At 45.3% G+C, this 12,568-nt stretch carries 9 protein-coding genes; 2 read left to right on the forward strand and 7 right to left on the reverse strand.

The window, feature by feature from the left end:
• Positions 1-107: 107 nt before the first annotated feature.
• Positions 108-1,211 carry a chorismate synthase gene (gene aroC / locus ACQRBN_RS08450; protein ID WP_427738564.1) on the forward strand — a complete coding sequence of 368 codons (1,104 nt, stop codon included), beginning with the start codon at positions 108-110 and terminating at the stop codon, positions 1,209-1,211.
• Positions 1,212-1,338: 127 nt separating this feature from the next.
• On the opposite strand, the gene ACQRBN_RS08455 is transcribed toward aroC, so the two are convergent.
• From ACQRBN_RS08455 to pap, 7 genes are read right to left on the reverse strand one after another with little or no spacing between them, the layout of a single operon-like run.
• The gene (locus ACQRBN_RS08455; protein ID WP_427738565.1) at positions 1,339-3,006 is read right to left on the reverse strand and encodes a nucleoside kinase; all 1,668 of its coding nucleotides are present in this window, start codon (positions 3,004-3,006) and stop codon (positions 1,339-1,341) included.
• 58 nt (positions 3,007-3,064) lie between these two features.
• Positions 3,065-3,868 carry a Nif3-like dinuclear metal center hexameric protein gene (locus ACQRBN_RS08460; RefSeq protein WP_427738566.1) on the reverse strand — a complete coding sequence of 268 codons (804 nt, stop codon included), beginning with the start codon at positions 3,866-3,868 and terminating at the stop codon, positions 3,065-3,067.
• A 24-nt stretch (positions 3,869-3,892) separates the two neighbouring features.
• Positions 3,893-4,588 (reverse strand): tRNA (adenine(22)-N(1))-methyltransferase, encoded by a 696-nt coding sequence (locus ACQRBN_RS08465; protein WP_427738567.1) that lies wholly within the window; start codon positions 4,586-4,588, stop codon positions 3,893-3,895.
• A gap of 13 nt (positions 4,589-4,601) precedes the next feature.
• Entirely contained in the window at positions 4,602-5,714 is a 1,113-nt protein-coding gene (rpoD, locus tag ACQRBN_RS08470) for an RNA polymerase sigma factor RpoD (protein WP_427738568.1), read from the reverse strand.
• A 39-nt stretch (positions 5,715-5,753) separates the two neighbouring features.
• The gene (gene dnaG, locus ACQRBN_RS08475; protein WP_427738569.1) at positions 5,754-7,529 is read right to left on the reverse strand and encodes a DNA primase; all 1,776 of its coding nucleotides are present in this window, start codon (positions 7,527-7,529) and stop codon (positions 5,754-5,756) included.
• Positions 7,530-7,576: 47 nt separating this feature from the next.
• Positions 7,577-8,584, reverse strand: coding sequence for a deoxyguanosinetriphosphate triphosphohydrolase (locus tag ACQRBN_RS08480; protein ID WP_427738570.1), 1,008 nt, complete (start codon positions 8,582-8,584; stop codon positions 7,577-7,579).
• On the reverse strand, positions 8,581-10,128 hold the full coding sequence (gene pap / locus ACQRBN_RS08485; RefSeq protein WP_427738571.1) for a polyphosphate:AMP phosphotransferase: 1,548 nt from the start codon (positions 10,126-10,128) through the stop codon (positions 8,581-8,583). The genes ACQRBN_RS08480 and pap overlap by 4 nt, the downstream gene beginning before the upstream one ends.
• Positions 10,129-10,296: 168 nt before the next feature.
• On the opposite strand from pap, the gene ACQRBN_RS08490 reads away from it, so the two are divergent.
• The gene (locus tag ACQRBN_RS08490) at positions 10,297-11,655 is read left to right on the forward strand and encodes an MATE family efflux transporter (RefSeq protein WP_427738572.1); all 1,359 of its coding nucleotides are present in this window, start codon (positions 10,297-10,299) and stop codon (positions 11,653-11,655) included.
• The last annotated feature ends 913 nt before the right edge of the window (positions 11,656-12,568 follow it).

Genomic DNA, 12,568 nt, shown 5'->3' on the forward strand with positions numbered 1-12,568 from the left:
AATTGCAGGTTTTCATTCTCTTCTATATAATAGGAGTATATGCTAATATATATCAAATAAATACTTTAACATTTAAAAAGAATATCAATAATAAAGGAGACTTATATATGGCAGGATCAACTTATGGAACTTTATTTACGATTACAACCTGGGGCGAGTCTCACGGTCCAGCCATCGGCGTAATTGTTGATGGCTGCCCGGCAGGACTTGCTCTTAACGAAGAAGATGTCCAAAAGTTTCTCGACCGCAGGAAACCAGGACAGAGCAGATTCACCACCATGCGAAAAGAAACAGATCAAGTAGAGATTCTCTCCGGCGTATTCGAGGGGCGAACCACCGGAACCCCGATTTCTCTCATCGTACGCAACGAGGATCAACGGTCCAGAGATTATGGCAAGATCAAAGAGTGCTATCGCCCAGGACACGCCGACTATACTTTCGATTCCAAATACGGTTTCCGTGATTACCGCGGCGGCGGTCGTACCTCCGGGCGCGAAACGATTGGAAGAGTGGCTGCCGGTGCGATCGCATCCAAGATTCTATGTGAACTGGGGATCCACATTACGGCTTATACCAAATCCATCGGCAACATTGTAATCCCGGAAGAATCCTATGATTACAATTGTATCAACAACAACAGCCTGTATATGCCCAATAACGAATATGCACAGAAAGCCTCTGATTATCTTATGGAATGCATCAAAAGCCAGGACTCCTCCGGCGGGATGATCGAATGCATCGTAGACGGTATGCCTGCCGGAATCGGCGAGCCTGTTTTTGACAAGCTGGATGCAAGCCTTGCCAAGGCCATCATGTCTATTGGCGCAGTCAAAGGCGTGGAGATCGGTGACGGTTTCCAGGCTGCAAAGTCCAGAGGAAGTATCAACAATGATTCTTTCTGCTCTCAGCAAGGAGAGATATATAAGAGAACCAACCACTCAGGAGGAACCCTTGGCGGTCTAAGTGACGGCAGCCGGATTATCTTAAGAGCCGCTGTAAAACCAACCGCTTCCATCTCTCAGGAACAGGAAACGGTCACTACCAAAGGTGAGAACACGAAGATCGTAATTACCGGGCGCCATGATCCGGTGGTTGTACCAAGAGCCGTTGTCGTAGTCGAATCCATGACAGCAATTACACTAGTAGATCTTCTGATGACCAATATGTCCTCACAGATGGATCATCTCACTAAGATCTATCATAGAGATTAAGTAAATTCTCAGACCAGAACCTACAGAATCTGCCACCGGCAGTTCCCTTTGAACATACGCAACGAATAAAGAGCGTCAGACTGCAGTATTCTGACGCTCTTATTATCACTAACTTTTTCATTCTTACTTACACATGAAAACATCCGCCCCCGATAAACTCTCGAAGCAGTGAGTTCGTCGGAACATTCTCACTTCCGATTCCCACAAAATAATCAAGGAATTTCAGAAGCCTTTTCGCTTCCAGATATTCCGGACAATCTTTATCAATCCCAAATAGCAATGGCTCTACATAGATCTTCAAAACTGCAAGTTCATAGATCAATGCCGAGTTGAACATCACATCCGCTTCTTCCTGATATGGAAAGATGTTGCGCTCCTCTCCTCTTCTTACAGAAGGCCACATACGAATCGTCTTCTGCGCTGAAGCCCCTCTAGTACGGGCATCCCTGACAATCCTTCGAAGCAGCCGACCATCCGTTGTAGGTATCCTGTTATGCTCATCGATATTCAACTGTGTCAAAGCACTGATATAGATCTTGAATTTGTTCTCATCCGGCAGACTGAATGTGAGTTCCGGATTCAGGCAATGGATTCCTTCGATCACAAGCACATCATTCGGTCCCAGTTTCTTCGTCTGTATTCCATACTCTTTGTGACCAGTCACAAAATTAAATGTTGGAATCACCACTTCTTCTCCCGCAAGCAGTTTCTGCAGATGACGGTTAAAAAGTTCTACATCAACAGCCCTTAAGCATTCATAGTCATAAGCCCCTGTCTCATCCTTCGGCGTATCCTCTCTCTCAACGAAATAATTATCCACCGCGATCGGATGCGGCGTCAGACCATTGGCACGAAGCTGGACAGATAATCTATGAGAAAACGTCGTCTTTCCCGAAGAAGATGGTCCTGCGATCAAGATGAATTTTAGTTCCGGTCGTGCCGCGATCTGCGTGGCAATCTCTGCAATCTTCTTCTCCTGCAATGCCTCCTGTACTAACACCACCTGATGAACATCACTTTTCGTAATCTTATCATTCAGAGCACCAACCGTCTCTATTCCCTGCATATCGCCCCATCTGGTAGATTCCTGCAAAACATGAAATAATTTATTCTGCGGTAGAAACGGCGGCACAATCTTAGGTGCCGACTGTTCCGGCATCTGTAGAACAAAGCCCTCATCATATAAATAGAGTTTGAAATATCCCAGATACCCGGCACTTGGAACCATATATCCATAATAGTAATCCTCGAACTCATTCATACTATAAATATTTACCTTAGATACCCGGCGATACTTGAACAAACGCTCCTTATCATACATTCCATGCTGACCGAACAGTAAGGTCGCCTCATCCGTATGAATTGTACGCTTGTTGATCGGCATATCCATCTCTACCATCTCATGCATCCTGGCTTCAACGCGCTCCAGGAATTCCTGCGTCAGAGCAATCTGGCCTTCAATCGTACAATAATATCCCTTACTGACAGAATAATGAATCCTTACTTTATCAATGGAATTATGATGCGCCACATCATAGACTGCCTTTACCATCATCAGGCTCATACTTCTCTTATACGTCTTATGACCGATCGTATCACCCGTTGTAATGAACCGGAGAATACAATCAGATTTTAACGTTTTAAAAAGTTCCTGAAGTCTCCCATTGACAACCACCAGGACAATATCATTCTCATACTGTTCCTGATAGTCTCCGGCAATCTTCCGATAAGGTGTTCCGGCCTCATACCTGCGGAGTTCTTCGCCAACCTGCACACGATACATTTCCTTATTCATATACTCGCCTCTTTCTCGCATCCGCCCTTCTTACTTTCCTGTTCTCCTCATCCCACGATTATATCATAACGAATGGATGATGAATCGTTTCCGCAACTACTTCTATCTCTTTCGTGTTCTTTTCCAGATACGCTTTCATATCTTCTATAAATATATGTTCAATTCCGTAATGTCCTGCATCAATGATCGCCATTCCCTGTGCAACCGAATCGATCCCCTCATGATGACCGATATCACCGGTAATCAGTACATCTGCTCCCTTCGCAAGCGACACCGGAATCACACTCTTCCCTGATCCGGGACAGATAGCAATCCTCTTCACCTGACTACTCGAATTGCCGAATAGTCTCACCGAACTTAGTTGAAATGCATTCTTCACCCTTTCACAGCATTCCTTTAACGTAACTTCAGACTCCAGTTCTACAATTCTCCCAATCCCTTCTATCCGCTTGTTACCGCATTCATCCGGGTACTCTTCCACACAAGTAACCTCCAAAACCTCGGACTTCTCAATTCCCAGTTTCTTCACTGACAGTTCCGCCATTCCCATTACATCATAATTCGTGTGCATAGCATAATAAGATATGTCATTTTGAATCAATCTTAGAACTCGATTCCCAATAAAATCCTGGTTATTGATCCTCTTCATTCCGCTAAATATCAGCGGATGATGTGTAACCAGCATATCTGCCTTCCGTAAGACCGCATCATCGATGACCTCATCCGTCGCATCCAATGCAATGTAGATCCGACGGACTTCTTTATCATCCCTTCCTGCCAGAAGCCCTACATTATCCCAATCCATTGCATACTGTCTTGGATATGCAGTCTCAATCACATTTATCACATCTTTACACAGCATATGTATCTTCCTTCTTTCCTATTCTTATGCAAAATATTCCAGCGCTTCGCTAATCAGAATAATCTCTCTTCGAATCTCCTCTTTACGCTGCGCTGCACTCTCGCTGTTCATCCGCTTATCAAGCTGCCGGAAGATACTCTCCTTGATCGCCATCTCCCGCTGAAGGTACTTCTTAAGCACAGGATGCTGGTTCCTAAGCAGACATCTTCCATAGAGATATTCACATTCGGTATACGTCTCTGGCACCCCGTGGACAACCTTCATCATAGGGTAGAATTTCCCATCTTCTTCTACCATATCCTCCTTTATGATCTTAAGAGAATGACTTGCAAGATATTCCCGCACCTTGCGTATCTCCGACTGTGGCTGCAGGATACAGACATCCAAGCACTCTACTACCTTTTTCCCCTCTTCTAATATCTTGATCACCAGTCCGCCTCCCATGCCGGCAGCAATCATAGTATCTACTTCCCCTGGTGCCACCGCCTGCAGACCGTCAGACAGCCTCGTCTCAATCTTTCCCTTCAGGCCATGCCCTATCACATGCATTCTGGCACGCTCCAGTGGTCCCCGGTTAATATCCATTGCGATCACCTTCGATGCAATCTGATGCTCCATCAGATAGATAGGAATATATCCGTGATCAGTCCCAATATCTGCAACAGAGGCGCCCTCTGTCACAAGACTTGCAACTGCATAAAGTCTCTTTGATAGTTCCATAGGCGCCTCTCTCTTAATCCAAATAATCTCTTAATTTTCTGCTGCGGCTTGGGTGGCGGAGCTTCCGAAGCGCTTTCGCCTCAATCTGACGGATACGCTCACGGGTAACATCGAATTCCTTACCTACTTCTTCCAGTGTACGGGCACGTCCATCATTCATTCCAAACCTTAATCGTAATACCTTCTGCTCTCTCTCTGTCAAAGTATCAAGCACTTCGTCCAACTGCTCTTTTAACAGTGTCTGTGCTGCTGCCTCTGCCGGCACCGGTACATTGTCATCCTGAATAAAATCACCCAGATGGCTGTCTTCTTCTTCACCGATTGGGGTCTCCAAAGATACCGGCTCCTGAGAGATCTTAAGAATCTCTCGAACTCTCTCTACAGGCATGTCCAGTTCCTCTGCAATCTCTTCCGGCGTGGGTTCACGTCCCAACTCCTGCAATAACTGTCTGGACACACGAATCAGTTTGTTAATTGTCTCTACCATATGCACCGGAATACGGATCGTTCTCGCCTGATCTGCAATTGCTCTGGTAATCGCCTGGCGGATCCACCATGTCGCATAGGTACTGAACTTGAACCCCTTGCGGTAATCGAACTTCTCAACCGCCTTGATCAGACCTAAGTTACCTTCCTGGATCAGATCCAAGAACAGCATTCCACGTCCTACGTAGCGTTTTGCGATGCTGACAACCAGCCTGAGATTCGCTTCTGCCAGGCGCTTCTTGGCATCCTCATCACCATCTGCCATTCTTTGCGCCAGTTCCACTTCTTCATCTGCCGTAAGAAGCGGTACCTTTCCAATCTCCTTCAGATACATACGCACCGGATCTTCAATGCTAATTCCATCCGGTACAGACAGGTCAATCTTCTCAACATCCACATCATCTTCTTCAGAGATCATAAGATCAACATCAATATCATCATCGTCATCGCTGCTGATACGCAGTACATCAATATTATGGGCTTCCAGATACTCGAATACCTTCTCCATCTGATCTGAATCCAGTTCCATATCAGAAAAGAAATCATTAATCTCCTGAACTTCCAGAATACTCTTCTTCTTCTTTCCCAAAGCCAACAGTTCTTTTAATTTCTCTTCGAATTTCACTATATTTTCGTCCATGTAGTGTCCATCCTCTCATTGCTTGTTTATATTTTATCCTTAATTAATGGAAATATGCAGTTTTTGGAGGTCCTGCAATTCCCTTTTTGCGTCCATTAACCGCTGTAAGCCCCGCATATCAGTGGGATCAAGTCTCTTCGTTGCCTCTTCTATACTGTGATTCTTCACACGGATAATGGTCTCTTTCAGTGCCTTCTCCTGTTCCTTGACTGTCGTTAATTCCTTAATCTTCGTATGAAACAGGCTGGCTACTTCCCGATGCTCTTCTTCATCTGTAAAATGATTCATAATCTTCGCCGGATTCACATCCTGCGATTCATACTGTTCATAGAGAAGTTCTGCAACCGTCTTATATAAATCCCCGGAAAAATCTGCCGGAGTTATATACTGACTAATCTGCCGGAATATGGCTTCGTCCTCGATCAACCAGGTCAGTAATATCTTCTGAGACTTTGTATTACCATCTTCCTTGCTCTTTTCACGGTTCAGCGTAGACTTTGGTCTCTCCACTGGCTTGGCAAGCCCGGTCTGAACCGCCATCTTGCTTACCAGTTTCCTCAGATTCTCGAAACCTACATGGTACGCTGCTGCTACCGCTTCTATGTAATTATTGCGTTCAATCTCTTCATCGAATTCCGTAAGCCTCTTGGCAACTTCCTTCATAAAGTCCGTCTTGCCTTCCGGAGACGTCATATCATAGTTACGCTCCAGAACTTCCAGACTGAACATGAAGCCATTCCTTGCCTTATGGATTCTCTCCTCGAATTTCTCCGCACCCAGATTCTTGATGAATTCATCCGGATCTTTGTAAGGCTCCATCCGAATGATCTTCGCTGTAATGCCAACATCACGAAGAATCGGTACTGCACGAAGCGCTGCCTTTGTTCCGGCCTCATCACTATCATAGGTAAGATATACCTCCTGCACATACCGCTTAATCAGCGAGGCATGTCCCGGTGTTAATGCCGTTCCAAGGGATGCCACCGCATTAGTGAAGCCCGCCTGGTGAAGCGAGATGACATCCATATAACCTTCGCATAACAGGAAATAAGGCTTCTTCGAACTGCGCGCCCGGTTAAGCCCATAGAGATTACGACTCTTATCGAAGATCATCGTCTCCGGGGAATTCAGATACTTCGGCTTCGCATCTCCCATAACTCGTCCGCCGAATCCGATCACCCGGTTGTTCACATCCATGATCGGAAACATGACTCGATTCCAGAACTTATCATAAGCCCCCTGCCGCTCATCCATACTAATGAGTCCCGCCTTGGCAATCATATCCGTCTGGTAGCCCTTGGATCTCAGGTACTTATACAAATCATCGCTGTATTTGTTCGAGTATCCTAACCCAAAAGCCTTAATCGTATCATCGCTTAATTCTCTGTTCTTCAGATAGGAAAGTGCCTGAGTTCCCTGGCTGTTCTTCAACTGGACGTAGTAATACTGTGCCGCCAGTTTATTAATCTCAAGCAGAACCGCCTTGGCATCCGCTCGCTCCCTGGCTTCCTTGGAATACTCCTGCTCCGGAAGATCCACGCCCGCACGGTCTGCCAGGAACTTAAGCGCCTCCACAAACGAATAGTTCTCATACTCCATCAGGAACGTGAATACATTCCCACCGGCTCCGCATCCAAAACAATAATACATCTGCTTCTGCCTGCTTACCGAAAAAGAAGGCGATTTCTCGTTATGGAACGGACACAGTCCGAAATACGAACTTCCCTTCTTCTGTAATCTCACATAGCCGGATATTACATCCACAATATCATTTTTTGATCTTACTTCTTCAATTACTTCATCGGAATAATACATAATTTACACCCTCATATATAATATTCGACAAAAGTATTCGATTTCCTTTAAATTTTCCAAGATTCTGGAATAAAAAATTCTTCAAACTTTTTCACCGCATAAGTATCCGTCATTCCCGCTATGTAATCGCAGACCAGTTGTGCCTCATCCGCCTCATTCTTATCCAGCATATCAAGGAACTGTTCCGGCAGCAATTCCAGATGACGGATGTAGAACTCGTACAGATTCGTCACCATATTGATCGCTTTCTCTTCTTCCCCCTTCGCGACAGGGTTCTTATACACATGCTCGAACATGAATCTTCGAAGCCCCATAGTCGCCTCCTGAACTTCCTCCGACATACGAATCTCCGGCTGATCCATACTGTTAATGATTACATTATGAATCATGGTATCCAGACGAATTCTCGTACTATTTCCGAGAACCTTACGGAATTCTGGCGGAATATCTTCTTCTCTTAATATATTTCCCCGAATCGCATCATCAATGTCGTGATTAATATAGGCAATCTTATCCGACAGCCGCACAATCTGTCCTTCCAGCGTATGAGGCGTACTGCTGGACTTGTGATTCCGGATGCCATCACGTACTTCCCATGTAAGATTCAAGCCTTTTCCATGCCGTTCCAGACGCTCTACGACACGCACGCTCTGCTCATTATGCTTGAATCCAAGCGGACACACCTGATTCAGAGCCCGCTCTCCTGCATGCCCGAAAGGCGTATGCCCCAGATCATGTCCCAGAGCAATCGCTTCAACCAGATCTTCATTCAGCCGCAGAGCCTTCGCTATCGTCCTGGCATTCTGCGATACTTCCAATGTGTGAGTAAGCCTGGTCCGGTAGTGATCTCCCTTAGGCAGAAGGAACACCTGCGTCTTCTGCTTCAGACGGCGAAACGACTTGCAATGGAGAATGCGGTCTCGGTCCCGCTGAAAGACCGGACGGATATCGCATTCTTCTTCCGGTCGCTCTCTGCCTTTTGAATCTTTGCTTCTCGCTGCATATGGACTTAGATATTCCAGTTCACGAAGTTCTAACTGTTCTCTGATCGTCATACTGCACCCTCTTCTTCCAAACGTTTTTCAATCGCATTCACTACCGTCTCCAGCACCTTCACTCTCGCATAGTATTTGCAATTGCCTTCCACCACGATCCACGGAGCGTTCGGCGTAGAAGTACGAATCAGCATCTCATTTACCGCATCCTCATACTGATCCCATTTTTCTCTGTTACGCCAGTCTTCATCCGTAATCTTCCACTGTTTCTCCGGATTCACCTGCCTTGCGGTAAAACGTCTCTCCTGCTCATCCTTATCAATCTGCATCCAGAACTTCAGTACAATCGCGCCTGCATTCGTCAGATCCCGCTCCATTGCATTGATCTCTTTATAAGCTCTCTTCCATTCCTGCTTCGTACAGAACCCTTCGATTCGTTCTACCATAACCCTTCCATACCAGGTCCGATCGAAGATGGTCACATGCCCCGCTTTCGGCATATCCGTCCAGAAACGCCACAGATAGTGATGCGCTTTCTCGATATCATTCGGGGATGCAGTTGGATGTACCACATAACCTCTTGGATCCATCTTTTCTGTCAAACGCTTAATGGCACCTCCTTTGCCTCCTGCATCCCATCCTTCGAAGCCAAGTACCACCGGAATTCTTCTGCGGTATAATTCCCCATGAAGTTTCTCCATTTTCTTCTGCAGATTGTCCAGACGCTCCTTATATTCTTCTTTAGAATAGGTCAGACTTAAATCCGCCTTCGCCAGAATAGATTCCTTCAATTTCTTATCTTGTTTCTTATCCAGATTCTCTTCCTGCACAGATGCCCCTGCTTCTGCCTGTCCCTCTTCCCGCTTCGCCTGGCTCAGTGCCTGCTTTCTTTTCTTCTCCTCTACCTGATGCTTCAGCGCATCGATCACAACCGTATAGATCTTAACCGTTGCAAATCTGCGGTCAACTGCCTCTACAACATGCCATGGCGCGTATTCCGTGTCTGTCCGCGTCAGCATCTCTTCGTTCATCGCCTGATACTTATCAAATTCTTTATTCCGCTTCAAATCTCCTTTGCTTACACGCCACTGCGTCTCCTTGGAAGCCAGCAACTTATCGAAACGCTTCTTCTGCTCTTTTTTATCAATCGCAAGGAATATCTTAATAATCGCCATACCATCTTCCGTCAGTTGCTCTTCAAAAGAACAAATAGATTCATAACAGGAAGACAATTCCTTTTTCTTTGTCTTCTTGTCGAATCTGTCAATCAGAACCTTGCGATACCAACTGCTGTCATAAATTGCAATGCGTCCTTTGGCAGGCATCTTCACCCAGAACCTCCACAAGAATGGGTGCATTCTCTCTTCTTCCGTCTCATTCTTAACAGCATGTACCTCGAATCCTCTCGGATCAAGCGCTTTAATCAACTCGCTGATCTGTACTCCTTTGCCTGATGCTCCATATCCTTCAAATGCAATCATAACAGGAATGCCAAGTTCTCTGCATTCTCTCTGAAGTTTACCTAACTGTGGTTCTAATTCCATCATTTTTTCCTTATACTCTGTCTTGCTTAATGATTTGGTTAAATCCAGTTTTTCTAACATAATTTTTTCCTCCCTTATTCAGGCAAAAGCAGCCTTAGTTACTGTTTTTTCTGATTCTTATGTCTATTATACACCATATATGCGACATATATCGAATAATTTATGAAAATATAGATGATGTTTTCAATTAGGGATGATATAATCTCGTATGAAGGGGGTGATTATGTTATGAAACATACGAAAGTGAAGGAAAATCAGATTATCGAGGGAGTAATCTGGAGACAGGTATTGATCTTTTTCTTTCCTATTGTAGTAGGAACCATCTTCCAGCAGTTCTACAATACTGTAGACGCAATTATCGTGGGAAGGTTCGTAGGAAAGGAAGCTCTTGCCAGTGTTGGGGGCTCCGCTGCCGTATTATCTTATCAGATTATCGCCTTTTTTACCGGGCTTTCATCAGGAGCAACCGTTATCATCTCTCAATGCTATGGAGCCGGGGACTCCAAGCGGCTACATAAGGGACTTCATACAGCATTTGCATTTTCTATTATTATCAGTCTGGCAATTGCAGTGATTGGCTGGCTCACAACTCCGTGGCTTCTAGCTGTGACAAAGACACCGTCAGACATTATGGCAGATTCCATTGTCTATCTGCGAATCTATTTCCTTGGAATTCTGTCCACACTGCTTTATAATATCGGATCCAGTATCATGCGGGCAATCGGAGATTCCAGAAGACCTCTGTATTATCTGATGGTCTGTAGTATTCTGAATATTACTCTGGATCTTCTCTTTGTCATTGTGTTCAAAATGGGAATCGCAGGCGCTGCTATCGCAACCGTGATTGCACAGACAGCAAGTGCAATCCTGGTAATTCGTGCATTGATGGTTTCTTATGATATGATGAAACTAGAATTAAGATCTATCCGCCTGGACCGTCAGATGTTAAAAGCAGAACTTCGAATTGGAGTTCCCGCAGGGCTTCAAGCCTGCATGTATGGGATTACCAATATCATCATCCAAACGGTTATCAACGGATTCGGAACAGATACCGCCGCCGCATGGGCAGCATTCAGTAAGATGGACCTGATATTCTGGGCAGTCAGCGGTGCATTCGGAATTACGATTACCACATTCGCCGGACAGAATCTGGGTGCCGGCAGAATGGATCGTGTATACAAAAGCGTCCGGACAACCCTGGGGATGTCTTTGGTGCTTTCAGGGTCTTTGCTGGTTCTTCTGATGGTATTCGCAGATCCACTGTTTCACCTTTTTACCACTGACGCTGGGGTGATTGAGATTGGCGTCTATATGCTGCATTATCTGACACCAAGTTATGCAATCTATATATTCGTGGAGATTCTGACCGGTGCACTTCGGGGACTAGGGGATGTGCTTGTACCGACTGGGATTACCCTTGGAGGGATCTGTTTGGTGCGACTTCCCTGGATATTGATCGTGACACCTATGCGACATGATATTGGAACATTGATGGTTAGTTATCCGTTGGCTTGGGGGACTACGTTATTGTTCCTGGCACCTTATTACTTTTATCGGAAGTGGAAGGTGCGCAAGAGGGGAATTTAGTTTATTAAGAGTTAGATAAAGGTGTACGGCATAGAGGACAGATGGGGCGGTTCCATACCGGGGCCAGTCGCCTACAAGCCGTAAGTTCAAGAGAGGCAGAAAATCAGGAACCGAATGTATTCACCGGAGAAAATCTGAAGATTTTTCCGGCTCAAACATTCTTGAATTCCGTGCTGGTGGCACAGAATTCATCCTGGTTTTCTGTCTCTCTTTCGCTAACGGCTTGTACGGCTCTTCTACGGCATGGAACCGCCCCATCTGCCCTCTATGCCTGACATTCTTTGGGGGTAACTCTTTCTAAACTGGGGGGATTCCTGGTGAAGGTGGGTGTGGGACGGTGTTGGCTGGTATCTGTTTGGGGTTATCTATTAAGGGAAGCGGATTTACATACCTTAGCATAGGAAAACTTGTCTTGCAGCATGTAATACAGAGAACTAGATGCTCTTTTTCCTGTGATTTTACATACCTTAGCGCAGGAAAACTTGTTCTACGGTATGTAATACAGTGCAAATCACAAGCCGGTCTATGCGCATACCTGTTAACTAATTTAGAAAAATGCATCTGCTATATACAATGACAAAAAATTGCAGACAAAGCATATTACCTTCATTAATCTGTGTCTTAATCACAAAATTCCTGTTTAGGTCATGAAATGCATATTGCTTTACCAATACAATTTCATATGTCTCAGTTCAATCCATGGTTAACACCACTCCACACACTTTAGGTCTGTTACTCATCCAACACACTCATCACGCATTCCCAATCTGTTATTTAGCTAATACCGTTCCACACACATCTTCGCCAAGAATCCTCCCGGTGGAAAAAACTCTGAGATTCCGAAAATGTCAGGCGAAGCAGAAGAAGATGGCTGGCTCTGAGAGCGTCAAGTAAGTGCTACAAGGCGTTAGCG

The sequence above is a fragment of the Bariatricus sp. SGI.154 genome (assembly GCF_050313795.1).
Classification (GTDB): domain Bacteria; phylum Bacillota; class Clostridia; order Lachnospirales; family Lachnospiraceae; genus CAMBRQ01.